The sequence below is a fragment of the Pelovirga terrestris genome, from assembly GCF_014773365.1.
Lineage (GTDB): Bacteria > Desulfobacterota > Desulfuromonadia > Desulfuromonadales > Geopsychrobacteraceae > Pelovirga > Pelovirga terrestris.
Genome location: NZ_JACWUN010000021.1, coordinates 1 through 24,346 on the forward strand (window position 1 = coordinate 1; position 24,346 = coordinate 24,346).

Consider the following 24,346-nt stretch of genomic DNA (forward strand, 5'->3'; position numbering starts at 1 on the left):
ATCTGATCATCCTGGACGACTGGGGTCTTGCGCCAATGACCGATCTACACCGCCGGGATCTGCTCGAACTGCTGGAGGATCGATATGGCAAGCGATCGACCATCGTCACCAGCCAATTGCCGGTCACGGCCTGGCATGAGTCCATCGGTGATCCAACGCTGGCCGATGCCATTCTCGACCGGCTCGTACACAACGCTTATAAAATCGAATTGAAAGGAGAATCGATGCGAAAAAAAGCCATCAACCTTGACCAAAACTGACAGTCGTTTTAAAAGAAGACTCCAGCGTCGCTTCGCTCCGACAGGTGGCCCACTTTGCTCCGGAATGGGTGGTCCAGTTTAAAACGGAATCACTGGCCCACTTTCACCGGAATACGCAGTCGGCTATACAGTGGACCAAATAAACTATTGGATTGCCACCGATCGTTTTGATTTAACGGCCGAGCAAATCGCCTTCATCTATAAACTGCGCTGGACGATAGAGTCCTTCTTTGCTTGGTGGAAGCGTCATCTCAACGTCTATCATCTCATTGCCCGCAGCCCCTATGGCCTGCTGATGCAGATTCTCGCGGGGTTGATCACATATTTGCTGCTGGCTATCTATTGCCGCGAAGAGCATGGTGAACGGGTTAGCGTCAACAGGGTGCGTGAGCTGCGCATCAAGATTCGCAATGAGGCTGCCGAAGATACCGCTGCTGGGTTAACTCCTCCTGATATCGTTGATCTGGACTATGGAGCCTATGCAAATTCTTAACCGGACACTACTGATAAATCGGGGGACATAATACCGATTATTGCATAATCGGTATTATGTCCCCCGATTTCAGAAGGTACGTATCTTCTTCACAGACAATCGATTTGTAACGATTCTGAAATAAATGACCGCTGCGCCGATGACGCTTATTGAAATTGACCGCATAGCCGGTCAACAGTCGCCGCATAAAATGCTTGAGTTCACACCCTTTGGGCTTTAGCAGCAGATGGAAGTGATTGGGAATCATTGCCCAAGCATAGCAGTCGGTATCGGTTTCGATAAGGAGGGTGGAGAGTCGATCGACAAAATCTCGGCGATCGGTATTGTTGCGGAAGATATTCCGACGTTCTATACCGCGAACGATTACGTGCTGCAAGAGGCCGGGGATATCGATGCGAGGTTGGCGTGGCATGCAGGGACTGTAGCAGAAGGCGGGGTTCTATTCAACCAATAAACAACGTCCCCTTGACCTATTTGGCCCGTCATGCGCTATGTGCAGTTTACTTCCTATCGCTTCCTTCAGACCCTGCCGTTGCCAGCAGCGCCCTTACGATTCGGATTGTCTTCCCCCTGATCGGGGCGACGCCTGTTTCTCGCAACAGGCCGGGTTTGCCAGCTCCGCTGGGCAAACTAAAAAAAGCCCCCGCTGTAAAGCGGGGGCTCGATTGTATTTAAACTTCAGGCTGCGCATCACGCCGCCATGGTTAGATGATTAGGGGCGGCTGCCGATGTAGCCAAGGGCAGAAGTCGTGAACGCCTTATTTTGATCCGCTACTGTTTTGTTGGTCGAGTCGTTCATTTCGCCATCATCCATGAAATCGATGGAATCATAGATCAAACGACGGGCATAGCGGCGGTTGTGGGCCGTGGCGCCCGGATCGTGGGCGATCAGGTTGAGGTTGAAGGCGGCGCCCATGACGTTTTTCCACCCCGTACCCGTTGTATCGGTACTGAGGCCAACACCAAGATCTTCAGCGACGGAATTCCAGTCGGTGAAGCCTGTTGCGTAGTTGGCATCCGTAAAGAAATAGGGATACTTCGAAAAGTTGGTAAAGATTCCTTTACTTTCAAGAACTTCCTGCAAAGCCAGTTGCGCACCGAGCATGCGGGCTTTATGGGGTCCTTGTACGCCAGCTACAAAATCTGCTTCTGTGAAGTCTTTGCCGTACCAAGCGTTGGCGGAATCGCCGACACCACGAGCAGTATGACAGGTAACACAGACAGCATTCAGTACTTCGCCCTCAACAGGATCAGTTGTAAAGGGGCTGATTGTGTGGGAACCATCAGCACTGCCGAAATGGCAGGTGACGCATGGGCCACTGGTGTAGTTGTCACTGACGGCTGCTACATCAAAGTTTGCGTCGCCTGTCAGAACGTCGGAACCGTACCCAATGTTTTGATGGCGGTCATTGGCCGCGAATGTATAATCGCGGTTGTACTCATAGCCGCCGGTAGCGAATAAAATTCCACCTGCGGTCAGGTAGTGGGAGTTAAGGAAGCTACGCACGCCAGTTTGGGATGAGTCTTCTTTGATGCTGTCACCAATTTCGCGACCGGTGTGACAGGCGATACATACATTGGACGCTGCCGAATCCGGGTAGCTGACGGTGGCGTTGTTTGTATAAGTGAAATCAAGAGCACCCGGATCACGCATCTCACCGGTGGTGGCGCTGGTATGGCAACCCCAGCAGTAGAGCATTTCGTTCTGACCCGAAGAGGTGATGGTTCCAGCGTTGTTTTCCCAGCCTTCTAGATGAGAAAAATCGTTGTTGGCTGCGACGTAATTATTTGGATCATCAAGAAAGTTGGCAACACCGGTCGAAGTGTGGCAGCGGGCACAGGACTGACGATTCTGAGCATCCCAGTCATAATGCGTCCAACTCCAGCCGTGACCGACACCGTCTTCACGCCCGGCGGCAACAACCGCATCTTCATCATCAGGAGTTGCTGCAGCTGCAGCCATTTTGGCTTGTAGCAAATTGCCACCGTGACGGGATTTGGCCCACTGATAATTAATGGTGTTGTCGCCGCTATGGACATTGTGACAATCAGAACAAGAGGTTTCTGCATCCTTGCGAATAACGTAGCCTTCAATACTGTTTTCTGCCAAGCCGTAGCCAGTTGCCGGATCATCGTAATGAGTATCGTTAATCTGGCGATCCAGCAGACCATCATCATCAAAGTGGCCTGCGTGGTAGTTCAGGTCGACATTGTCGCCAGCATGACAATGATTACAGGTATTGTATTGTGCTGAAGCATCAGCGGTGGCAGCTAAGAGCAGTTTGGTGCCGCTGACATCATGCGGGTCATGGCAGGTAGCACAGCCAATACTTGTGATATTTTCCAGGCCGAGAGGCATCGCGCCACGGTTATTTGAAGTGTTTTCAATTGCCGTGATGGTATTCAAATTCGAATAAAGTTTTGCGCCTTCGTCACTGTGACAACGGTTACAGCCAATGGCATCACTGCGAGTGCTGCGGTCACGAGGAGCATCGGCATGTCCTGAAGAGAGATAATCAATGACAACATTAAGCCCAGCAGGGGTGTGTCCGCTACGACTGCGTAATGCTTTGAGTTCACCTGTTACTTCATCAACTTCAGCATGGCATTGCGCACATTGGTCAACGCCCGGCTTGGGATATGGAAGCAGACCAATGCCTCGATGAGCTCCCCCGCCGCCATGACAAGACTCACAGGAAACCACGTCGCGCCTCGATATGCCAAAAGCTGCAGGCATGTTGTCAGCATCATCATTCTTGTTATGGCAGACTCCACAGGTAGAGTCTGGGGTGTGGTATGAGGGTGAATTGTTTGCGTTCGCGTGCCGACCATCAAGCCATGCATCAGACACAGATGTGTGACATTGTATGCAATTTGTTATTCCCAGAGTTTCTACCATAAATTCACCATCAGAACCGCTGACGCTACTCCCCCCACTGCCGCTACTGCCGCAACCCCAGAGCAGCCCCGTAGCGAGCAGTGCTACGATCAAATACGTTAAATTCCTGATCTTCATGTTTTACCTCCTTGGTGGTTGATCTTGTGTTTGTTGGTCAAACGTACCCAATAACATTAGTGACACATTCTGCAGGTTTTTCCACCGCTGGCGTTGTCGAGCCGGTTTTTACGATCGCTCCAGCCTTTACCATGCGGGTTGAAACCGACGGCTCCGCCTTTGGCGCTGTGGCAGTTAAGACAAACGTCGCCGCCGGGGTGGCAGGACTGGCAGGTCGCCAGGCTGCGACGTGCTTCACGGGCATGACCGATAGACCAGTCATGGAAATTGGGAGCGACGGATGATTGCAGATGGCAGGCGTCACAGCTGCCAACGAAGCCGACATCCATGCCGGCATGAATTTTGTCGATATTGCCATCCAGTCCCAGATTAAAGGTGCGTACATGCGATGGGCTGTTGGCCCTGCCGATACGGGCCTGGAAACCGCTATGACAATCGGTACAGAACTGCGGTTCGTGGCAGCTGGCACAGGTCTGCTGGTTGCCGCGGGCGGCCAGTGGGTGAGTGATATGGAAATCACTACTGTGGCTGTTGATCATGTTGTTACTGAAGGAGCCCTGCTCATCAGCAAAACCGGATACGTGGCACTCCATACAGTAGCTCTGGGAGTGGCAGCTGGTGCAGTCCATCGACTGCCCCTTGGCCATGCTGCCATGGTTACGTGCCCACATGGGGCCGTGGGTGTTGATTGCGCCCAGATCAGTCATCTCCGCGTAGGACTCATCGTGACAGGCCAGACAGGTCTCCACATCCGGGACAATGCTGGTCGCGCCCTCAAGGTGACAGGTGGTGCAATCCATGCCGGCGGCATACATGTCAACATGGGCCTCGTGGTCAAAGCGCATATTCGCCCAAACGACAGAGATGCCGATCAGGAGGAATGCGAGTAACAGTATTAATTTTTTGGACATATATGAACTCCTTACCTTAGAAGGTGACATTCAGGCGGATGCGGCCACGGTTGTAGTAATCCCAAAGGTCACTTTCGATCCGCTCAACCTTGGCTTGCAACTCCATCCGCTTGGTAATGAACCAGGTGGCGTCAACCCAGTAACGGCTGCTGGTGGTCTCGTCGCTGCTGGTTTCGCCATCAAAGTAGTTGATGGAACGCTCCAGCACGTCGACATCAACACCCACACCGGCCTGCAGTTGCTGGATAAAGCGGCCGGCGAGGTAGAGCTTGAAGCCTTTAAGGTCTTGGCCATCCTTGTCATCCCGGAAGACCCCGGTCAGATAACCGGAGAACTTTTCGGTGCGACGCTTTTCGACCCCGGCCTCGAAGACGTTGGCATTGGAAAATTCAGGGTAGATTTCGTAGGTATAACGGCCAAAAGCTTTCCAGCCGTTGCCGATATGATAAGTTGCCTCACCCATGATTTCCTCATACTCATCAACAGCGAAAACCGAGTAGATGGAGGTGGAGGAAAAGACCGGCAGGGAGTAGAGATACTCAAGGCGTCCGGACCATTGGGGAGAAGCGTAATAGTTGCCGCCGACGAGGAAGTAGCTGACGCGGTCGGAGAGGTAATCATATTGGGTTTCACTGTAAACAAAAAGTCGGTTGTTGTAGTCGTATTCGATGTCGAAGCCGATCAGTTCCATAGCGAGACGACCACCATCGACCTTGGCCACATAAGAAATGCCTAGGTCGAGGTTTTTCACAAAACGGTCGCTAACGGTAAACTCGGCACCCAGGACCAGATCCTTAGCACTGTAGCCTTCGTAATAGGTGACATCGCCACCACCGAAGACGGTGAGCGTGTAGTTATCCATCAGACGGTAATCAAGGCGCAAGCCGTCCATGACGGAAGCGCCGGCTGTCGTCGAAATAAACTGGCGACCCAGGCGGAAATCGAGGGAGCTGGTTAAAAAATTCTTTTTTTCCAGGTAGGCCAGATACAGGCGGCTGTCAGCATAATTGCTGTTGCTGTCGAGTTCATCAGCCAGATCATAACCGAGGCGACCGTAGGTGTAGATGTTGTAGCCATCGGCCCCGACATCCTTGACATTCAACTGCAGATACTGGAACGCCGGAACCGCGGTATCTTCATTTGCGGTATCGAACCATTCCACCACCGTGCTGGAGCGACCCGAGACCGATGCCGCTTCGACATGAACTGCAGGCAACAGAGCCAGTGCAGCGCATGCCAGACTACAGGTGAGACCCTGCCAGAATTTCATGTGACCTCCTTTTGTGCGGGTGTAATTACTGCATGCCGATGAGTGGATTGCCGACGTTAAGTCGCGCTGAGCGAACTGTGGCAGTTATGTCAAGCAATCAATCATCGATCATTAGAAAAAAATATTCATTACATTTTCATTTTTGTCATATCACCAAATTTCTTCACCCATGTCAAAGGGAAAAGACACTTAAAAATACTAGGGAAATATAGATATCTGAATGTAGAGCCTGACTGTTTTTGTTGGTTGTTTGCCAGGGTGTTGCCGACTGTTTTTTTGGGATCTTTCTAACAAGCCGAATTGGCGGAGAAAATTAACGGTATCAAGGTGTGGCAGGAAGCGGCGGAAAACTGTGCTTAAGCACAAACGCCCCTACTTCTGCAGTCCGGTATGGAATATTATTTTTATCACATAAGGAGGAGTGTGTGTTCAAATCCCATAAATCGGGGGACATAATACCGATTATTGCATAATCGGTATTATGTCCCCCGATTTATGTCCCCCGATTTCGACCTACCACCGTCACTGGAAAAGCGTCCGTTTCACTGCCGGTATAGAGCGACAGATGAGGGAAGGGGATTTCAACCCCGTGGGCATCAAAGGCCTTTTTGATTTCGTGGTGGATGCTGTTTTTCAGCTCCAGGAAATTCTCTCGCTTGACCCAGACATTGAGCTGCAGATTCTGCGCGGAATCGCCAAAGCCAAGAAACATAAAGCGCGGCGGCGGTTCATCCAGACACAAAGGGTTCTGATGGGCAATGGCCAGCAGCAAGTCGCACACCTTTTCCGTATCTTCTTTATAGGCCACCCCCACCGCCACATCGAGGCGGCGGATGGGAAAGCGCGTTAAGGTGGTCACCTCCGATTTAAGCATGGTTTCATTGGGGATGCGTACGTACAGATTGTCAAAGGTCCGCAACTTGGTGGACAGCAAATCGATGGCCAGCACTTCCCCGGTTGTGCTACCGACACGAATAACATCCCCGGTCACGAAAGGTCGTTCGGTCAGCAAAAAGAGGCCACTGATCAGATTGGAGGCGGAGGTTTGCGAGGCAAAACCGATGGCCACCGACAATATCCCGGCGGCACCCAGCAAGACCGACAGTTTGAACCCCATTTCATGCAGGGCGGAGACCATAAAAACCACGATCAGCCCATAAAACAGGATGCGACGAAAGAGGCCCTGCTGTTGTTTACTCAAATGCTTGCCGACCAGCTTGAGGAGCGAGGCGGTGAGCAGCCGCGCAATAAAATAGCCGGCAACCAAAATAACCACCGCCCGCATCACCGGGATAAAGCTTGAAATGTCCATCGCGCTACACTCCTGTCTGGGATATCACCTGGTTTAGCCGATCAGGCCACCGAATAATGCGCCGAAGGTCTTGTTTAAAATACTTTTATCAGCGGTTTTGCGCGACGCACTGACCCGCTGGGCTTGATGGTAGGGAGGCGGTGGCTGGGCACCGACCACCACCTGCGCCAGTTCCTTACGTTCATCGTGATGCAGGGTGATTTCTTCGGTCCAGAGGCCGTGGGTACCGGTATCGAACAGGGATAAAAAGGGCACCGGCAGACTGAGTTTTTCCAGCTTTAACGGTTGCTCTCCAGCATTGTTGATGCGTACCGGGGTAATGGCGCGATGAACACGCACCGGCAGATCATCGAGATGCAGACGTCCACTGGTCGTGGTCGCGTAACAGAGCTCCCCTTCCATGGTCGACGGACCAAACCAGGTATCGGACAGGCGCGTCGCGGCAATATCCAGCAAGGTGTGATGGCGCTGTTGCAAGCGAGCGCGAACCCACAAAGGAGTACTGACATAAAAACTGACCTGCTCAGCGGCGGGAATCAGAATCGGCCCCGCCGACTTGATCACCACTGAACGATCCGCCAGCAACGGCTCGATCAGCAGTTCCTCATTGGTGTGGGAAAAGACATGGCGTTCAATCGTTCCTTCGGCACAGGCGTTATCCCCTTCTTCACTTAAGGTCCAGCTTGAGGGGGTATCATCCGGCCAGAGACTGCTGCGGTGGCAAAACTGCCACTCTTGTTCATAGCGTCGTACGACAAAGGTCAAGGGCCCGAGGTGCCAGCACATCCCCAAGCCAACAGGCGGTGATAACAGCCCCCACCAAACCGACTCCCCTGCCCTTAGAATGTTATCTTTTGTTGCCATTGTTCTCTCCATCAGCCAACGGATGATGTATGCTAACATCATCATTTAGAAGCAGTTGTAGATCGCTGCGCAACCACAGTCAAGTCTGCAACCATCGTCCGGGTCAGCTAACGCCAAATTATCGCCAACGCAATTGTTGACATATGCCATTTGATATTATTATGCTGACGGGTTTGAACCCCGGTGTGGCATTCACACGGGACGACACACAAAGCAAAACATGGAGTGATATTTCCTATGCATGATAACTTTGAAGATCATGACGAGTCGATAGAATACGAAATTGAAGTGGAAACCGATGCCGACGTGCAGGCGGTTCCTGATGATGGGCTGGTGCTGGCACGCGACATGCTGCCGGCGCGTCTGCCGATTATCCCCCTGCGCCCACGCCCGGCATTCCCGGGGGTGATTATCCCGTTGACGGTCAATGGCGAGGCGCGGGTGCGTACGATCAAACAGGCGATGGAGACCGATTCCCAGGCCATCGGTCTGGTCATGGTGCAGGAACTAGATGAGGAAGATTCCACCACCAATCTGCAACGGGTCGGGGTCGCCGCTAAAATCCTCAAGCTGATCCACAAGGAAGAGAACAGCGCCCATGTGCTGGTCAACAGTCTGGAACGCTTCAGTCTTGATGACGTGGTGGAAATGGACGGAGTCATCTATGCCGATGCCACCTACTATTTAAGCACCACATCACGTGAAAACCCGGAGCTTAAAGCCTATTCCATGGCGATCATTTCAACCCTTAAGGAATTGGTGCAGATTAATCCCTTGTACTCCGAAGAGATCAAACTGTTTCTCGGGCGGGCAAGCATGGATGATCCGGCGCGGCTGACCGATTTTGCCGCCAACCTGACCAATGCCGACGGTTTTGAACTGCAGCAGGTGCTGGAGACCTACAGCCTCCAGCGCCGTATCGAAAAGGTCCTGGTGCTGCTGAAAAAAGAGCTGGAGGTCTCGCGCCTGCAGACGAAAATCTCCCAGAAGATTGAGGAGAAAGTGTCCGCCCAGCAACGTGATTTTTTCCTGCGCGAACAATTCAAGGCGATCAAAAAGGAACTGGGGCTGGAGAAAGAGGGCAAAGTCACTGAGATCGAGAAATTCCAGAAACGCCTGAAGAACCTGACCCTTAACGACGAAGCACAAAAAGCCGTTGATGAAGAGATCGAAAAACTGCAACTGATTGAACCTTCCTCGCCGGAATACAATGTCAGTCGTAACTATCTCGACTGGTTGACGGTTCTGCCGTGGGGCAAGTTCAGCAAGGACTCCTACGATCTGAATCGCGCCCGCAAGGTGCTCGACCGCGACCACTACGGGCTGGAGGATGTCAAGGAACGGATTCTCGAATTTATTGCTGTTGGTAAAATGAAGGGCGATATTTCCGGCTCGATTCTGTGTCTGGTCGGCCCCCCCGGCGTCGGCAAAACCTCCGTCGGCAAGAGCGTCGCCAGTGCTCTTAAACGCAAATTCTATCGTTTTTCCGTCGGCGGCATGCGCGATGAAGCTGAAATCAAAGGGCACCGGCGCACCTATATCGGGGCGATGCCGGGTAAGGCGATTCAGGCGATGAAAAGCGCCGGCACCGCCAATCCGGTGCTGATGCTCGACGAAATTGATAAGATCGGCGCTTCCTTCCAGGGCGATCCGGCCTCGGCCCTGCTCGAAGTGCTGGATCCGGAGCAGAACGGCAGCTTCCGCGATCACTACCTCGACGTGCCGTTTGACCTATCCAGCGTGCTCTTTATTGCCACCGCCAACCAGCTCGACACGATTCCGGCGCCGTTGCTTGACCGCATGGAAATTATCCGCCTGTCCGGCTATATATTGGAAGAAAAGCTCGAAATCGCCCGCCGCTTTCTGATTCCCAAGGCCCTTAAAAGCCATGGCATGACCCGCGCCCAGGTCGGCATCGACAAGGCGGCCCTGATCGCTATTGTCGATCGCTACGCGCGCGAAGCCGGGGTCCGCGGGCTGGAGAACCAGATCAAGAAAATCATGCGCAAGGCCGCCATGGAGTTTGCCCAGGGACGCGAGGAGAAGATCCGGGTCACCAAGGCGGAAATCGAAAAATTCCTCGGCAAAGCGATCTTTACCGAAGAAGATCTGATCAAAAATGCCCCCGGCGTGGTCACCGGCCTGGCCTGGACCCGCATGGGCGGCGCCACCCTGCAGATCGAGGCAACGACCATGAAGAGCAAGAGCAAGGGCTTCAAGCAAACCGGACAGCTCGGCAAGGTCATGGTGGAGAGCTCCGAGATTGCCTACTCCTATGTCATGGGGCATCTGGACGACTACCACATCCCTGAAGACTACTTTGACACCCACTTTATCCACCTGCACGTACCCGCCGGGGCCACCCCCAAGGATGGGCCGTCGGCCGGGGTGACCATGACCACCGCGTTGTTGTCGATGATCATGAAGAAACCGGTGCGCAAAAAACTCGGCATGACCGGCGAACTGTCCCTGACCGGCAGCGTCCTGCCGGTAGGGGGCATCAAGGAAAAGACCATCGCAGCCCGGCGCGCCGGCCTTACCAGCCTGATCTTTCCGGCAGAAAACCGCAAAGACTATGATGATCTGCCCGACTACCTGCGCGCCGGGCTGGAAGTCCATTTTGTCAAAACCTATCCGGAAGTTTTTAAACTGGCACTCTCAGCGTAAAGGTTCATCACCTGCAGCTGGATCAAACAAGGAGAAGGTAATTCATGACCCACCAGGAAATCAGAACGGCACTGCTCAAGCTGTCAACCGAAGAGCAAAAAGCCTTTGTCCTTGAAACCCTGCCGATCCTGGCCCGCGATCTGGTCAAGGAACCCGGTTTCATGATGCAACTCTTTCCGGTGCTGCTGGGCATTCTCAAGGAGAGTGGCATGGATTTACAGCAACTGATGCAACTGGCGGCAATGATGAATGGTCAGCAGCAACAGTAGTGACCAGTGACCAGTGACGAGTGACCAGTGACGAGTGACCAGTGACGAGTGACGAGTGACCAGTGACCAGTGACGAGTGACCAGTGACCCATGAGCCACCAGCCACCATACGTTGCCAGTAATTAGCGGAGACATACTGAATATGCGCGTTTTGTCCGGCATCCAGCCTTCCGGCTCCCTGCATCTGGGGAATTTTTTCGGCATGATGAACAAGATGATTGCCCACCAGGAGCAGCAAGATCTGTTCTGCTTTATCGCCAACTATCATGCCATGACCAGCCTTGCTGACGGCAAACAACTGGCGACCGGCACCCTGGAGGCGGCAGCCAACTTTATCGCCCTGGGGATGGATCCCGAAAAAAGCACCTTCTGGGTGCAGTCTGATGTTCCGGAAGTGCAGGAACTGACCTGGATTCTTTCCAACTTCACCCCCATGGGACTTTTGGAGCGTTGCCACAGCTACAAAGACAAGGTCGCCCAGGGGATTAAACCGAACCACGGCTTATTCGCCTATCCGGTACTGATGACCGCCGATATCCTGCTGTTCCAAAGCGATCTCGTACCGGTCGGCAAAGACCAGAAACAGCATCTGGAGGTCGCCCGCGATATCGCCATCAAATTCAACAATGAATATGGTGAGATCTTCACCGTGCCGGAAGCCGAGATCGACGAAGATGTAGCCACGGTTCCCGGCCTCGATGGACGCAAGATGAGCAAGAGCTACGGCAATACCATCGATCTGTTCCTCGGGGAGAAGGCGCTGCGTAAACAGATCATGCGCATCGTCACCGATCCGACCCCGGTGGAAGAAGCGAAAAACCCTGACACCTGCAATATCTTCCAGATCTACCGGTTGTTCCTCGACGGTGACGGGGTAGCAAGCCTGCGCCGGCGTTATCTGACTCCGGGCTTACGCTACGGTGATGTCAAGCAGGAGCTGTTTGAAACGGTGCGCGACTTTTTTGCTCCGTACGCAGCAAAACGCGATGCACTGCTCGCCGATCCCGATACCGTGCGCAAACAGCTCAAACAGGGGGCGGAAAAAGCCCGGGCAGTGGCCGCCAAAACCCTGCATAAGGTGAGAAAAAAAACGGGGTTGGTGTACTAAAGACATCAATCAGCCACCAAGGCTCAAAGACCACCAAGAAAAGCTTTATTTTTTGATATTCTTGGAGATCTTGGTGCCTTGGTGGCGAAAATGCTTTTTTGGCCTTTAAACCAATGTCATCAAACACAAAGAATCTTACTCCGTTACCGGCTCCGACTCTTCGCGGGTGAAGGTGACAAAGGCCATCCCTGGCCGACGGCTGGCCTCACGCATGGCAAAATGGACCCCTTCTAACTGCCACCCTTGCGCGGTCCAGTCGTTCAGTATCTGTTCCAGGCGGTGGTCATCCACCTGGCTGGTTTCGACAACTTTGTAACGCAGCATCGCTTTATCCTTGTGATCGTTATGTGCACATGATCGGTTGAAAGCTAACAGCCAATGACCAACGCAGGGCAACGACAGTTTTTTTTCTCTGTCCACATCAGCCAACAGGAATTTCTCAAATATTATCAGGGCGCCGCAGAATTCGCCCTGGTGAGGTCAGAATGCGGGCGCAGGCTACGTTTCCCCGCACTGCGCCTGCGCCCTTTTCTCTCTCATCACGGAATCAACGGTCGCTTTGTCCTCACCGTTGACCAAGACAATCGCTTTCTCAGCCTTCAGCAGGTCCATCCCCGACGCTGAGACCGGCATTGGTCGGCGTCCTTTGTTGCAGCCACTCAACCCGCTCTATCATGGGTGGATGCGAATAATGAAAGGCGGCATAGAGGGGATGCGGAAACAGGGAGCTTAAATTTTCCCTAGCCAGGGTCACCAGACCCGTCGCCAAGGGCATGCCGCTGCCGACCAGGTCAATGGCAAACTGGTCAGCCTGACGCTCATGGCGGCGTGACCACCAGCTGCTCACCGGCGTCCAGAAGAAACCCAACAGCCCCGCCAGCCAGCCGAGCAGCAACACCTGACCGACAAACGACAGTTCATCCATCCCAAACCAGCCCGGCAGCATGTGGGTATTGAGCAGATAAAAAGCGACAAAGCAGCTTGCTAGCGCCACGATCTGCCCCTTGATCAAGCGCTGCCGCAGGTGACCGCAGCGCCAGTGCCCGAGCTCGTGAGCGAGGACCGCGAGCAATTCCTCATCGTTGAGCTGCTCCAGCAGGGTATCAAAGAGCACCACCCGCTTGACCTTGCCGATCCCGGTGAAATAGGCATTGCTGTGACCGCTTCTTTTTGATGCGTCGACCTGGAGAATTTTTCCTGCTTTGACGCCGGCGCGCTCCAGCAGCGATCGTACCCGCTCCTCCAGTTCCGGCTTATCCAGCGGCTTGAAGGTAAAAAACAAGGGTTCAATCAGATAGGGGGACAGCAGTAACAAAAACACCGATAAGCCGGCCCAGAACCCCCACACCCACAACCACCAGCTGTGCGGCGCCGCCTGCACCAGCCACAGGGCCCCGCCGGCCAACAGCACAAACAGCAGGGTACCAATCAGCAGGGACTTGACCAGATCGGTCAGCCACAGCCCAATCCCCATGCGGTTAAAACCGAAACGCGCCTCAAGGACAAAGTTGCGGTAGAGGGAAAACGGGATACCGACCAGGGACTGGACCAGGGCCAGCACACCAAAAAAGAGCAGCCCGTGGAGGATGAAGTGATCGCTCACACCGGCGATGAGCCGATCGTACCAGGGCAGCAGCCCGCCGAAGATAAAAACCAGGGTCAAGATCACCCCCAGCAGGGTTTCGATCAAACCGATTCGCTCTTTGGCCAGAGCGTATTCCTCGCTGCGCCTGAGGCGTTCTTCATCGATGCGCTGGGCAAACAGGGGGGGCAGTTGTCCGGCTGCCAGACGTCGATGGCGCACATTGAGCCAATCAAGCAGCAGTTGGGCCGCGACCATCAGCAGGTAACCGAGCAATAACAATAGCTTGATCATCGGGGACGCTCCCGGCGGATCAGATCCCCCTCTTCGGCCCACTGCGGCAAGTCCAGCAGCAACTCGGAATTGGGCTGACCGGCGGCCAGAGGTTGACCGTCACGATCAGTGATCCGCTCAGCGACAAAGGCTTGCTGCCGCATCTGCGGGCCGATCAGTTCCAGCGTATCGCCGGCAAAAAAACGGTTACGCCCGGCGACCCACAAGCCTTTTTCATCCCGCCGGACAAAGCCGACAAAATCATGGGTACGGATGTAATGGGTATCAGCAGCGTGAATCGCCGCTCCTTGATCACCGAGCAACAGTCCGGTGGTATAGGGGCGATGGCTGACCTTTTCCAGTTCGCTGCGCCAGAGCGGATCGACAGCGGTCGGATCCGCACTCAAACGATCGATGGCAGCGCGGTAAATGCGCGCTGTCGTCGCCACGTAATAGAGGCTCTTCATCCGCCCTTCCACCTTGAAGCTGCTGATACCTGCTGCCATGAGTTGCGGCAGCTGGTCGATCAGGCACAGATCACGGCTGTTCATGATATAGGTGCCGCGTCCATCCTCCTCGATGGCAAAGCGCTCATCCGGACGGGTCTCTTCCACCAGGGCATAGTTCCAGCGACAGGGCTGGGCGCAGTCGCCGCGATTGGCACTGCGCTCCAGCAGAGCGGTCGACAGCAGGCAGCGGCCGGAGTGGGCAACACACATAGCACCATGGACAAAGCATTCAAGCGCTATCGCTGTCTGCCCGGCAAAGGCACGAATATCCTCCAACGTCAGTTCCCGCGCCAGGTTGATGCGGGAGGCACCACTTTGACGCCAGAATTCCGCCGCCCGCGGGTTGCAGCTGTTGACCTGGGTGGAGATATGGATGGCGCGCCGGGGGTCAACGCGACGGATGGTGGTCAACACCCCCGGATCGGCAACGATGTAGGCATCCAGGTCAAGCGGCTTGAGCTCTTCCAGCAATGCTTCTAAGGCAGTAAATTCGGACGGGCGCAGGGAGGCGTTAAGGGTCAGATAGAGGGCGACATGGGCAGCGGCGGTGATTGCCCGCGCCTGACGCAGATCATCCAGCGAGAAGTTACCGGCATGGGCACGTAGACCGAACGCCTCACTGCCCAGATATATAGCGTCGGCACCAAAACGCACGGCGGTTTTAAGCTTTTCCATGTCCCCGGCAGGAAGCAGCAGCTCCGGTCGGGGAGTAGACGAATCGATGGTCATCAATAATCTCTTTCGCGCAGAATGTTCATATTGGAGCCCCGCACAATACCATAGACGGTAGAAGTGAAGACACCGGCAGGCGCACAAAAAAGAACCGGTGAAACAGATCCCCTTTTTTCACCTCAAGGGGAATCTGATTCACCGGAAAAAGTGAGCAGTTGTTCTGCGAATCACCGGGCCTTGATCGGATATCCCTTCTGTAGCCAGTCGGGCTGACCGGCCCGGTAGGTGTAAACATTTGTGTACCCAGCTTGACGAGCCACGACCGCGGCTTCGGGTGCTAGCCCTCAGCTGTAGCCACGGCAATAGAAGACCAGGGGGGTCTCTTTATCCTTGGGCAACAGCAGAGACAGCGAACGAAACTGGTTGCTGGCTTGGGAGCTGATATTGATCGCCCCGGCGATATGACCATCGTAGAACTCGCGGGCGGTGCGAACATCAATGACCAGAACGTCTGCTGTTTGCGCACGCAGTTGTTGCAATTCCTCCGCAGTTAAATCAGTAATGGCCCGGGATTGCGCCGGCGCCATGGTGGCCGCCAGCAACAGGAGCAGTACCGCTGCAGATACAATGGAAATAATACGATTCATGACATGACCTTTTCAGAAACAAAGCTTAATGGCTACCAGTTTTCCGCCAATAACTCAAAATGATCTTGCGGATGAATACAGGCCGGGCACTCTTTCGGCGCGTTAGCCCCCTCATGCAGATAACCGCAGTTCAGACAACGCCAGACGACTTTCTCGTCTTTTTTAAAGACCTTGCCCGCCTCGAGGTTGGCCAGCAGTCCACGGAAACGCTTTTCGTGCTGCTTCTCTGAGATAGCGACGGCCCGGAAGGCCTCGGCAACGTTGAGGAAACCCTCCTTTTCAGCGACATCAGCAAAGGCCGGGTAGAGGTCTGAATGCTCTTCGTGCTCCCCCATGGCGGCTGCCAGCAGATTTTCCGCCGTCGTTCCCATCTTACCAGCCGGATACATGGCAGTAATCTCCAGATCTCCCCCCTCAAGAAACTTGAAAAAGCGCTTGGCATGCTCTTTTTCGTGATTGGCCGTTTCCTCAAAAATCTGGGCAATCTGGACGTATCCTTCTTTTTGGGCCAGGGCGCCGTGATAGGTATAGCGGTTGCGCGCCTGACTCTCACCGGCAAAAGCTTTCAGCAGGTTCTTTTCGGTTTCTGTTCCTTTAATACTTTTCTTCATTGCTTCATATCCTCCTTGTGATGAAAAAAAGGGGAACAGGGTGAGGAAAAGGGGGGACATAATACCGATTATTCCATAATCGGTATTATGTCCCCCCTTTTCCGCTTTTCCTCACCCTGTTCTCCCCGACAATTAGCTCAGACATTCCTTGCAGACACCATAAATCACAACATTTTTACTGTAAACCTCGCCCCACTGCTGCACCTCCGGCGGCAGATCAAGCTGGTCGATGGGGTCCCAGTCAAAATCCATGATCTTCTTGCAACGACCACAGATCAAATGGTGATGGCGGGTATGAGCCACCTCAAACCGAGCCTGACTTTCAACGGTTTCCACCCGATGGACCAGGCCATGTTGAACAAAGGTCGAGAGGGTGCGATAGATAGTATCCAGAGACAGGGTCGGCATTTTATCATGCAGGCGCAGATACAGCTGCTCAGCACTCGGGTGATCCGTTGCCTGGGCCAGCTCTTTGAAAATTTCCAGGCGCTGGGGCGTCAGCCGCAAATTCCGGCGACGGCATGAAGCCTGAAAAATATCCATCTGATCTTTGACTGATGTCTTCACTCGCTGACTACCGCCTTATTAAGAAAAGTTCCTAGATAATTGTTCAAAGTGCCGACAAAAGTCAACCATCGTCCCCCGAAAGCAGTCGCGGCCGTTATCCATATTGACTCGACCTTTGTAACTGCGGTAGAAAGTCCACCTGTTTGCCACCATAACTCAGTTGGTAGAGTAGCTGATTCGTAATCAGCAAGTCGGCGGTTCGACTCCGCCTGGTGGCTCCACAAAAACGAAAAGGGTTACAGTCTAATAGCTGTAACCCTTTTGTTATGCGCCCTCCAGTGGGGGACTAAGCTATCAAGCGTCGCCTGTAACGCCGGGATAGGGCTGCTCTTTATCCAAATCGAAATCGCTCTCGGGATTCAAATCGTTCTTACCGTTACCGAAGACCGCCTGATCTTCTCGAATCTGGTAGCCCCGGCCAACCAGATGACGTAGCCAATCTAAAGGTGATAGCCATCAGGCTCATCATGCCCAGGTGTCACCTCTTTTCGATCCCGATTTCGATTTCGATTTGGTGGCCCCATTTAAATAGACAGATTTAAATAGACAGGTCTGCATGGAGTGATGTGGCAATCCTGATGCAACTACTGTTGCCGGTCAGACAACCACTCCGTATTTTTCTGCACACTTCAGCAGTGATTGCACATGTTCATCTTCATCGTGGGCGAGAAACTGAACCAGTCTTGCGGTTTCGGTATCGGCCAGACTCACCAGCACCCGGGCGTGGACATCAATAAAATAGCGTTCCAGCTTGATGGCGAAGGTTAACGCATCATTAACACCGATGGGTTGTCTGGAGCGGTGCAGCACGGCCTGGGCTTTTTCATGGATGCGTTCGACCTTTTTAATCGTTTCATTTTCGGTAATTTCCAGGTTGCTTTTGGTGATAATTTTATCGACGAATTCAAGCAGGATGGCGTGCTGTTTTTCATCGTCGACAAGTTGCAGAAAAACGGCTTTGACCTCCTGGTCGAGGCCTTCTATCGCGGCAAAATTCTGGTACACTTCGCTCAGCATCATTTCCACTTCACGGCACATTCTTATCAGCTTCATTTAAAATATATCCTAAAAAGAGGGTAAAGGTTTCGAGCTCTTGTTCATGTTGTTGTTAAGGTGATCCCGCCGTCAGCGCCGACCATGCCACTGCAGCAGCTTGACCAGATAGCGGGATTTCATCTGCTCGCTCGCCAGCGCCCGCTTGACCGGTGAGAGCTTCAGAACAGCGCCCAACAGGGCGGCCAGGGCACGATGACTGAAAAGAACCTGATTGTCAAAAATCAGGTTCTGCAGCTTGCCCCGTTCGATCGCCATCACCACAATCCGATGGACACTGTCCACCGGAGTAAACACCCGCTTCTCGCGCGGGGCTAAAGACAAACTGCGCGGTCCGCAGACCCGCACACAGACGCCGCACCCGAGACAGATATCGGAATGAATTTTTGCCATATGACGCCTGGGTTGGCGGGGATCGTTGGCGGACACCAGGCCGATCGCTGCCACCGGACAGACCCGCACACAATGCCCGCAACCGGTGCAACTTGCAAGATCAATTACCGGCATAAAGTTGGAGGTATGGACCGGTTGCAAGATCCCGTATTGGCGGGCGGCAATCATCGCTTCGCAACAGCAGCCACAGCAGTTGCAGATAAAATTTACCCGCTTCTGAACATTTTCGCCAAACTGAACCAGGTTGTGTTGGTAAGCCTGGTCCAGCAATTCCAGACATTCAACGGCATCAATCGCCCGGGCATGGCCACTGCGGGTCAAGGATTCGGCACTGCTGTTGAAGGTCATACAGATATCCAGCGGCGCACGGCAATTCTTGCCCAGGTGTTCCATCTTGTGGCGGCAGTAGCAAAGCCCAACCCCGATATGACTGGCCGATCTGATCACTTCTGAGGACCGTTCATAATCGAGAACATACAATGCCTGGTTGTCGACGCCGGCGGTAACCACTGACTCATTGACAAAAACCCGACCTAGCTGGGTCTGACCATCGATAAAAAGGCTCTTGATAAAATCTTCCTCGACATTCAGGTACTGATAAAACAATTCCGCCAGGAGCTGCTGATCGACATCTCCGCGCAGTCGCATCAGGGAAAATTCGAAAAAACCTGCCATCGGCGGCGGCAGTACGTATACCGTTTCGCCATCCTCTTCAACATCAACCAGAATCGCACGACCAGCCAACTCCTCAAGAATAGTGCGGCTTTCCCCCTCACTCAATTTCCAGCGTCGGGCAGCTTCCGCCACCTTGAACGGTTTGATGGGGAGCTGGGCGATCAGTCCCGCTTCTTTTTCACTGACCAGTATTTTCAGGATTTCATAGAGGGTTTTGGAGGCTGGTGCCCCCTGAGGGAAACGATTCAGTCGCTCGATGAAATGATCATAAGAGGAATGTTTCAACGTTCGATGAGCCATGAGAATTCTCCCATCTTAAAACAAATCATCCGGCAGACGGTAGCTTAAGCGCTTCATACAAATAGACCATGCCGTACATCAGCAGCGCGGAACGGATACACCCCTTCTTTGGCATTAACCTGGCACAAAGGTCGCGCCACCTTGACCTGCTACACTCGACTTTGTTTTACTCATCACAATCCTAACACACCTTTTTTGATCCACCAATGAGGGGGCACTGTGCAGAACTTTTACCCGAACAGGCTGAGCATTTTTTTGATCCAGGGACTTGGGGCGCTTCTGCTGTTATTGATGTTCGCCTGGCCGCCTCACGCTCATGCAAGCACCGATGATTTCCGTCGCTGCCTCGCTGATCTGCGCACGACAGCACGTGACCAGGGGGTTTCAGCAGATACGTTCCACCAAGCGACAGCCGACCTTACCCCCGATTTGAGGACCCTCGACCGCATGGAACGGCAGGTTGAGTTGACCCTGACGGTTGCTCAATATCTGACGCGTCAAGTGACCGACGACCGCGTCCGTACCGGGCGAGTAAAACTGGCAGAACAGCGCAAACTGCTTGCCGACCTTGAGCAGCGCTATGGTGTTGACCCGGCGATCATCGTCGCGATCTGGGGGATGGAATCCTCCTTCGGTGCGGCGGCGGGCACTTTCCCGGTAATTCGATCCCTGGCAACCTTGAGCTGCTATGGCCGCCGTCAACCTTTTTTCCGCAACGAGTTTTTCAGTGCCTTGAAAATCCTTGAGCGCGAGGAGATAGCTGCTGATGATTTTCTCGGTTCCTGGGCCGGGGCTTTTGGTCAGACGCAGTTTATTCCCACCAGCTTTGAGCGCCTGGCCGTTGACTATGATCATGACGGGCGCCGTGACATTATCGGCAATGTGGGCGATGCCCTGGCCTCCGCGGCAAACTACCTGAAGCAAGCCGGCTGGGTCGCGGGTCAGCCCTGGGGTTTTGCGGTCAGGGTTCCCCCGGACTTCACTTCACCGGTCAAGGACTGGAGGGAACGCAGGCCGTTAAGCTTCTGGCAGGAACAAGGACTCACAGGTGCCGATGGGTCTGCCCTGATAACGGCAAATCTGCCTGCCACAACTGCTGCCGGGTTGATTGCTGCAGAGGGAAACAGCGACCGCTATTTTTTGGTGCTGACCAACTTTGACGCCCTGCACCGTTACAACCCGGCGGTCAATTACGCGTTGGCAATCGCTCATCTGGCTGATCGCATACGCTAACCAGCTGGCTCCAATGTCCATCCTGACAGAGTTCCTAGGGTAAAGTACCTCGGTTTACCGTTAAATTCTTGGAAAAATCTCCCAAAAACATATTGCTTCCAGATGTAAATTATTGCATTATCATTGGCATAAATTTATTTTTGGGTCGGCAGGAAATTTGTTCTGTTTTTTCTCATCCGAGACCAAGGCACCTATCAGGCAACATTCATCAAGGGAGGGGGTCAACTTGTGAGGAGAGGTTCATGAAAAACATTCGACTGGGGGTCAAACTGATCGGTGGTTTCGTACTGGTGGGTCTGATTACCTTGGGGGTCGGACTGATTGGGCTTAACGGTATAACCGGCTTAGGCAACAACGTTACTGAAATCGGCAGCGAAAAGCTGCCGGCGGTTCAATATCTGGAAGCCATGCGGGCCGGCGGACTGGAACGGGTTGCCGGCAACCGGGCGCTGCTTAATCCGCGCCTTTCCTTAGACGAACGGCAGGCCATTTATCAGAAAAACAGCCAGGCCCGGGAGCATGTTCAAGAGGCGATTAAAGCCTACCAGGAGCTGCCCCGCACAGCGCAGGAGGAGGCCTTGTGGCAACAGCTGACCGCGGCCTGGCAAGAGCGCAGAGCGGCAGTTAATCGCTTCATGGAGCTGTCGCGCGCCATTGATGATTTAGGCATCCTCGATCCGGTTGGACTGCGCGCCGACCTGCAGGGATTTCGCGGCAATCAGTATGAAACTGCGGTGATGGTGCTTGACTATATCCATACCGGCATGGGTTACGGTTGGGATTACGATCTTCCCAATTCCCCCTTTGAACGTTGGACGGCACAATTTCAGACCGATAATCAAAAGTTGCGTGAGCTGATCAGTCGGGCACGAGCCACCCACGCTGAATACTATGAAGCCATATCAGAGAACCGCGAGATGCGCCGTGGCGGCGATGCGGTCGCTGCCCAGCAACACTATGAAGAGGTCGTCTCGCTGAGCATCGAAGACACCTATGATGTCTTTTTTGCTCTGTTGCAGATTGCCGATGAAGCGGTTGCCCTGTACGAAGAGATGATGACGCAACTGCTGGGGCCGGTACAAACCCGAACCGATCATGCCCATCAACTGCTGGATGAGTTGATCGCGGTCACCGCTGCCGACGCTGCCGTTGCAGTGAGGGCAGCAGAACATCAGATGGCCCGGGCGACAACCTTGAGTATCACCGGCATGATTGCCGGCACCCTGCTGGCATTGCTCTTTGGCTTCCTGTTGACCCGCAGCCTGACCCGCCCGATTGGCCGGACCCTGGCGATGATTGAGGATCTCGCTCATGGCAAACTGGGGCAGCGGCTGCAGATGGATCGGCAGGATGAAATCGGCAAGATGGCCCAGGCCATGGACTCTTTTGCTGACAATCTTGAGCACGAAGTACTGGAGGCTTTCGATCGTCTTGCCCATGGTGATTTTACTTTTGCAGCCGAGGGTCTGATCAGCGAGCCCTTGAGCAAGGCCAACCAGAGCCTTAACCAACTGGTTCATGAACTGCTCAAGGCGGCCAATCAGGTGGAGTCAGCCAGCGCTGAGATATCCGCTGCCAGCCAGACCCTGTCACAAGGGGCCACTGAATCTGCGGCTTCGCTGGAGGAAATTTCAGCCTCAATGAATGAAATTGTCGGTCAGTCGCGCCAGAGTGCTGAGAATTCAAGAGAGGCAGATACCCTCTCCAACAGTGTCCAGAAGTCGGCCCATGGCGGCGCCGAAAAAATGCAGGGAATGACCGCAGCGATGGCGGACATCGACAAGGCCGGACAGGATATCTCAAAAATCATCAAGACGATCGAAGACATCGCCTTTCAAACCAACCTGCTGGCCCTCAACGCCGCGGTTGAAGCAGCCAGAGCAGGACACCACGGCAAGGGCTTCGCCGTCGTTGCCGAAGAGGTTCGCAATCTTGCGGCGCGCAGTGCCAAAGCGGCCAGTGAAACCACGATCCTGATCGAGGGAACCGGGCAGAAAACCAGACGTGGGATGCAGGCGGCCGAAGAAACGGCAGCGGCATTGGGTGAAATAACCTCGGGAATCAACAAAGTATCAACCCTGGTTGGTGAAATTGCCACGACCATCAACGAACAATCTGAAGGGGTTAATCAGATCAATATCGGTCTTGGCCAGATTGATCAATCAACCCAACAGAACACCGCCAGTGCCGAAGAGTGCGCCGCCGCCTCTGAACAACTGGCAAGTCAGGCGCAGGAATTGCGCAGCATGCTGTCAAAATTTAAATTGACGGGTGCCCCGGTAGCAGAAAGCCGACAGGGAACAGGGATAGGCCGGACGGCACCACCACAGAAGAAAGCAGCTCCAAGCCAGGCGACCCAGGGGTGGGACGAACTTCCTCTCCCCACGCTCGAAAAAAAATCGACCGGCAGAACCATCGCCCTCGACGATGATGAATTTGGTAAATATTAGCTAAGCCTTTTAACCCCTATTTCCGCTACTGACAACCGCAGGGGCAAGGACAAGGACCCCTGCGGTTTTTTGTACAATAACCGATCGATCCGTCTGCTCATCGATGCTGCAAAAATTGGTCGGACCAATTCTCTTTTATGGTTGACTTTTCATTTCAGCTCCGTTAGAAACTTGATGCCTGCACGGATTTCTTTAGTCGAAATAAAATTTTCATCTCTTTTTTTACTCATCAACCCGTCTATGTCGGCGAAGGATTATCCCTATGCCCGAAAGTCAACTGCTTGACTACATGTATGTTTTCTTTTTCCTGGTTGGCGGAATCTGTATTGCTGTGGGCCCTTTGGTCGTAGCTAACCTGGTCAACCCAACCTCCATTCTGAAAACCACCCTGGATCCTTACGAATGTGGCATGGACATCTTCGGCGATGCCCAGGATATCCGCTTTCATGTCAGCTATTACCTCTATGCCCTGATTTTTGTCGCCTTTGCCGTCGACATCCTGTTTCTGTTTCCGGTAGCAACGGCGTACCACCTGGTATCCGGCGCCCATGGACTGATCGTGCTGTTTATTTTTGTGTTTGTCCTGTCCCTGACGGTTATTTATCCGTGGGTTAAAGGAGTTTTTACATGGCCGAAGAGAAGAAAAACCTCCTGAGGGTTCACACCCAGACCGAAGAGGCCCGCCGGCGCGAGCTTGACGGTCACCCGCCGGAAGAGCTCGATTCCATCGTTCATCTGGCCCAGGTGGAAAAGGTCCTTAATTTCTGCCGGGCCAATTCACTGTGGCCGATGACCTTTGGTCTGTCCTGCTGTGCCATCGAAATGATGGTCGCCGGGATGGCGCGCTTCGATCTGGCCCGTTTTGGCGCCGAGGTGTTTCGCCCCTCACCGCGTCACTGTGACCTGATGATTGTTGCCGGTACGGTCAACAAGAAAATGGCTCCCGGGGTGTTAACCCTCTATGAGCAGATGGCGGCACCCCGTTATGTCATCGCCCTTGGTAACTGCGCTACATCGGGCGGACCATTCGCGGTAGAAGAAAATTACAACGTTATCGAAGGAATCGATCGCATTATTCCGGTTGATGTCTATGTGCCGGGCTGCCCGCCACGGCCGGAAGCACTGTTCGAAGCCATTTTTAAATTGCAGGAAAAAATTTCCGGCAAACGCTTCCCGATTCCCATGAACAAGATGCCCGAAGGAGTCTGATC

23 protein-coding genes, 1 tRNA gene and 1 pseudogene are annotated in these 24,346 nt (G+C 53.7%); 11 read left to right on the plus strand and 14 right to left on the minus strand.

Features of this window, described 5'->3' with window-relative positions:
• Both ICT70_RS13945 and ICT70_RS13950 read left to right on the plus strand, forming a co-directional pair.
• The coding region (locus tag ICT70_RS13945) for an ATP-binding protein (RefSeq protein ID WP_191157689.1) at positions 1 to 260 on the plus strand (260 nt) is incomplete at its 5' end.
• 118 nt (positions 261 to 378) lie between these two features.
• Positions 379 to 687, plus strand: a pseudogene (locus tag ICT70_RS13950) (transposase); the annotation flags it as partial.
• A 103-nt stretch (positions 688 to 790) separates the two neighbouring features.
• Here ICT70_RS13950 and ICT70_RS13955 read toward each other — a convergent pair.
• The 6 genes from ICT70_RS13955 to ICT70_RS13980 form a co-directional block, all read right to left on the minus strand.
• A complete protein-coding gene (locus ICT70_RS13955) occupies positions 791 to 1,165 on the minus strand; it encodes a transposase (RefSeq protein ID WP_224747076.1) in 375 nt (124 codons plus the stop codon).
• Between the two features lie 300 nt (positions 1,166 to 1,465).
• Positions 1,466 to 3,652, minus strand: a complete 2,187-nt coding sequence (locus ICT70_RS13960; protein ID WP_191157691.1) for a multiheme c-type cytochrome — start codon at positions 3,650 to 3,652, stop codon at positions 1,466 to 1,468.
• A gap of 173 nt (positions 3,653 to 3,825) precedes the next feature.
• Positions 3,826 to 4,680 (minus strand): cytochrome c3 family protein, encoded by an 855-nt coding sequence (locus tag ICT70_RS13965; RefSeq protein WP_191157693.1) that lies wholly within the window; start codon positions 4,678 to 4,680, stop codon positions 3,826 to 3,828.
• Positions 4,681 to 4,696: 16 nt separating this feature from the next.
• A complete protein-coding gene (locus tag ICT70_RS13970) occupies positions 4,697 to 5,950 on the minus strand; it encodes a hypothetical protein (RefSeq protein WP_191157695.1) in 1,254 nt (417 codons plus the stop codon).
• Positions 5,951 to 6,443: 493 nt separating this feature from the next.
• A complete protein-coding gene (locus ICT70_RS13975) occupies positions 6,444 to 7,262 on the minus strand; it encodes a mechanosensitive ion channel family protein (protein WP_191157697.1) in 819 nt (272 codons plus the stop codon).
• A gap of 33 nt (positions 7,263 to 7,295) precedes the next feature.
• Positions 7,296 to 8,126 carry a hypothetical protein gene (locus ICT70_RS13980; protein ID WP_191157699.1) on the minus strand — a complete coding sequence of 277 codons (831 nt, stop codon included), beginning with the start codon at positions 8,124 to 8,126 and terminating at the stop codon, positions 7,296 to 7,298.
• Between the two features lie 237 nt (positions 8,127 to 8,363).
• On the opposite strand from ICT70_RS13980, the gene lon reads away from it, so the two are divergent.
• From lon to trpS, 3 genes are all read left to right on the plus strand, one after another.
• Positions 8,364 to 10,793 (plus strand): endopeptidase La, encoded by a 2,430-nt coding sequence (lon, locus tag ICT70_RS13985; RefSeq protein WP_191157701.1) that lies wholly within the window; start codon positions 8,364 to 8,366, stop codon positions 10,791 to 10,793.
• 44 nt (positions 10,794 to 10,837) lie between these two features.
• Positions 10,838 to 11,062 (plus strand): hypothetical protein, encoded by a 225-nt coding sequence (locus ICT70_RS13990; protein ID WP_191157703.1) that lies wholly within the window; start codon positions 10,838 to 10,840, stop codon positions 11,060 to 11,062.
• Between the two features lie 142 nt (positions 11,063 to 11,204).
• Positions 11,205 to 12,170 (plus strand): tryptophan--tRNA ligase, encoded by a 966-nt coding sequence (gene trpS, locus ICT70_RS13995; protein WP_191157705.1) that lies wholly within the window; start codon positions 11,205 to 11,207, stop codon positions 12,168 to 12,170.
• Between the two features lie 135 nt (positions 12,171 to 12,305).
• Here the strand turns inward: trpS and ICT70_RS14000 are convergent, their stop codons facing one another.
• The gene (locus ICT70_RS14000; protein ID WP_191157707.1) at positions 12,306 to 12,494 is read right to left on the minus strand and encodes a DUF4177 domain-containing protein; all 189 of its coding nucleotides are present in this window, start codon (positions 12,492 to 12,494) and stop codon (positions 12,306 to 12,308) included.
• Positions 12,495 to 12,548: 54 nt separating this feature from the next.
• Here ICT70_RS14000 and ICT70_RS15320 point away from each other — a divergent pair, with 54 nt between their 5' ends.
• The gene (locus tag ICT70_RS15320) at positions 12,549 to 12,794 is read left to right on the plus strand and encodes a DUF2835 domain-containing protein (RefSeq protein ID WP_191157709.1); all 246 of its coding nucleotides are present in this window, start codon (positions 12,549 to 12,551) and stop codon (positions 12,792 to 12,794) included.
• Here the strand turns inward: ICT70_RS15320 and ICT70_RS14010 are convergent.
• From ICT70_RS14010 to ICT70_RS14030, 5 genes are all read right to left on the minus strand, one after another.
• Positions 12,763 to 14,046, minus strand: coding sequence for a M48 family metallopeptidase (locus ICT70_RS14010; protein WP_224747077.1), 1,284 nt, complete (start codon positions 14,044 to 14,046; stop codon positions 12,763 to 12,765). The two genes, ICT70_RS15320 and ICT70_RS14010, sit on opposite strands and share 32 nt — an antisense overlap.
• Positions 14,043 to 15,263, minus strand: a complete 1,221-nt coding sequence (locus ICT70_RS14015; protein ID WP_191157711.1) for a peptidase U32 family protein — start codon at positions 15,261 to 15,263, stop codon at positions 14,043 to 14,045. Before ICT70_RS14015 ends, ICT70_RS14010 begins: the two co-directional genes overlap by 4 nt.
• Before the next feature lie 287 nt (positions 15,264 to 15,550).
• Positions 15,551 to 15,853 carry a rhodanese-like domain-containing protein gene (locus ICT70_RS14020; RefSeq protein ID WP_191157714.1) on the minus strand — a complete coding sequence of 101 codons (303 nt, stop codon included), beginning with the start codon at positions 15,851 to 15,853 and terminating at the stop codon, positions 15,551 to 15,553.
• Between the two features lie 32 nt (positions 15,854 to 15,885).
• Complete coding sequence (gene rbr / locus ICT70_RS14025; protein WP_191157716.1) at positions 15,886 to 16,464, minus strand: rubrerythrin; 579 nt, start codon at positions 16,462 to 16,464, stop codon at positions 15,886 to 15,888.
• Between the two features lie 132 nt (positions 16,465 to 16,596).
• The gene (locus tag ICT70_RS14030) at positions 16,597 to 17,031 is read right to left on the minus strand and encodes a Fur family transcriptional regulator (protein ID WP_337906868.1); all 435 of its coding nucleotides are present in this window, start codon (positions 17,029 to 17,031) and stop codon (positions 16,597 to 16,599) included.
• Positions 17,032 to 17,176: 145 nt separating this feature from the next.
• Here ICT70_RS14030 and ICT70_RS14035 point away from each other — a divergent pair.
• A tRNA-Thr gene (locus ICT70_RS14035) sits at positions 17,177 to 17,252 on the plus strand.
• A gap of 376 nt (positions 17,253 to 17,628) precedes the next feature.
• On the opposite strand, the gene ICT70_RS14040 is transcribed toward ICT70_RS14035, so the two are convergent.
• Both ICT70_RS14040 and ICT70_RS14045 read right to left on the minus strand, forming a co-directional pair.
• A complete protein-coding gene (locus ICT70_RS14040) occupies positions 17,629 to 18,084 on the minus strand; it encodes a ferritin family protein (RefSeq protein ID WP_191157718.1) in 456 nt (151 codons plus the stop codon).
• A 72-nt stretch (positions 18,085 to 18,156) separates the two neighbouring features.
• Positions 18,157 to 19,452: a 4Fe-4S dicluster domain-containing protein gene (locus tag ICT70_RS14045; protein ID WP_191157720.1), complete on the minus strand. Its 1,296-nt coding sequence runs from the start codon at positions 19,450 to 19,452 to the stop codon at positions 18,157 to 18,159.
• A 255-nt stretch (positions 19,453 to 19,707) separates the two neighbouring features.
• Between ICT70_RS14045 and ICT70_RS14050 the strand changes: the two genes are divergently transcribed.
• The 4 genes from ICT70_RS14050 to ICT70_RS14065 all read left to right on the plus strand — a co-directional run bounded on the left by ICT70_RS14050 (position 19,708) and on the right by ICT70_RS14065 (position 24,344).
• On the plus strand, positions 19,708 to 20,685 hold the full coding sequence (locus ICT70_RS14050) for a lytic murein transglycosylase (protein ID WP_191157722.1): 978 nt from the start codon (positions 19,708 to 19,710) through the stop codon (positions 20,683 to 20,685).
• Positions 20,686 to 20,927: 242 nt separating this feature from the next.
• Positions 20,928 to 23,135 (plus strand): HAMP domain-containing methyl-accepting chemotaxis protein, encoded by a 2,208-nt coding sequence (locus ICT70_RS14055; protein WP_191157724.1) that lies wholly within the window; start codon positions 20,928 to 20,930, stop codon positions 23,133 to 23,135.
• A gap of 262 nt (positions 23,136 to 23,397) precedes the next feature.
• Positions 23,398 to 23,790, plus strand: a complete 393-nt coding sequence (locus ICT70_RS14060; RefSeq protein WP_191157726.1) for an NADH-quinone oxidoreductase subunit A — start codon at positions 23,398 to 23,400, stop codon at positions 23,788 to 23,790.
• The gene (locus tag ICT70_RS14065; RefSeq protein ID WP_191157728.1) at positions 23,763 to 24,344 is read left to right on the plus strand and encodes an NADH-quinone oxidoreductase subunit B; all 582 of its coding nucleotides are present in this window, start codon (positions 23,763 to 23,765) and stop codon (positions 24,342 to 24,344) included. Before ICT70_RS14060 ends, ICT70_RS14065 begins: the two co-directional genes overlap by 28 nt.
• Positions 24,345 to 24,346: the final 2 nt, after the last annotated feature.

Coding starts and splice junctions, on each gene's coding strand:
- ICT70_RS13955 (WP_224747076.1), bottom strand. CDS start 1,165: ATGCCACGCCAACCTCGCATCGATATCCCCGGCCTCTTGCAGCACGTA.
- ICT70_RS13960 (WP_191157691.1), bottom strand. CDS start 3,652: ATGGTAGAAACTCTGGGAATAACAAATTGCATACAATGTCACACATCT.
- ICT70_RS13965 (WP_191157693.1), bottom strand. CDS start 4,680: ATGTCCAAAAAATTAATACTGTTACTCGCATTCCTCCTGATCGGCATC.
- ICT70_RS13970 (WP_191157695.1), bottom strand. CDS start 5,950: ATGAAATTCTGGCAGGGTCTCACCTGTAGTCTGGCATGCGCTGCACTG.
- ICT70_RS13975 (WP_191157697.1), bottom strand. CDS start 7,262: ATGGACATTTCAAGCTTTATCCCGGTGATGCGGGCGGTGGTTATTTTG.
- ICT70_RS13980 (WP_191157699.1), bottom strand. CDS start 8,126: ATGGCAACAAAAGATAACATTCTAAGGGCAGGGGAGTCGGTTTGGTGG.
- lon (WP_191157701.1), top strand. CDS start 8,364: ATGCATGATAACTTTGAAGATCATGACGAGTCGATAGAATACGAAATT.
- ICT70_RS13990 (WP_191157703.1), top strand. CDS start 10,838: ATGACCCACCAGGAAATCAGAACGGCACTGCTCAAGCTGTCAACCGAA.
- trpS (WP_191157705.1), top strand. CDS start 11,205: ATGCGCGTTTTGTCCGGCATCCAGCCTTCCGGCTCCCTGCATCTGGGG.
- ICT70_RS14000 (WP_191157707.1), bottom strand. CDS start 12,494: ATGCTGCGTTACAAAGTTGTCGAAACCAGCCAGGTGGATGACCACCGC.
- ICT70_RS15320 (WP_191157709.1), top strand. CDS start 12,549: ATGACCAACGCAGGGCAACGACAGTTTTTTTTCTCTGTCCACATCAGC.
- ICT70_RS14010 (WP_224747077.1), bottom strand. CDS start 14,046: ATGATCAAGCTATTGTTATTGCTCGGTTACCTGCTGATGGTCGCGGCC.
- ICT70_RS14015 (WP_191157711.1), bottom strand. CDS start 15,263: ATGACCATCGATTCGTCTACTCCCCGACCGGAGCTGCTGCTTCCTGCC.
- ICT70_RS14020 (WP_191157714.1), bottom strand. CDS start 15,853: ATGAATCGTATTATTTCCATTGTATCTGCAGCGGTACTGCTCCTGTTG.
- rbr (WP_191157716.1), bottom strand. CDS start 16,464: ATGAAGAAAAGTATTAAAGGAACAGAAACCGAAAAGAACCTGCTGAAA.
- ICT70_RS14040 (WP_191157718.1), bottom strand. CDS start 18,084: ATGAAGCTGATAAGAATGTGCCGTGAAGTGGAAATGATGCTGAGCGAA.
- ICT70_RS14045 (WP_191157720.1), bottom strand. CDS start 19,452: ATGGCTCATCGAACGTTGAAACATTCCTCTTATGATCATTTCATCGAG.
- ICT70_RS14055 (WP_191157724.1), top strand. CDS start 20,928: ATGAAAAACATTCGACTGGGGGTCAAACTGATCGGTGGTTTCGTACTG.
- ICT70_RS14060 (WP_191157726.1), top strand. CDS start 23,398: ATGCCCGAAAGTCAACTGCTTGACTACATGTATGTTTTCTTTTTCCTG.
- ICT70_RS14065 (WP_191157728.1), top strand. CDS start 23,763: ATGGCCGAAGAGAAGAAAAACCTCCTGAGGGTTCACACCCAGACCGAA.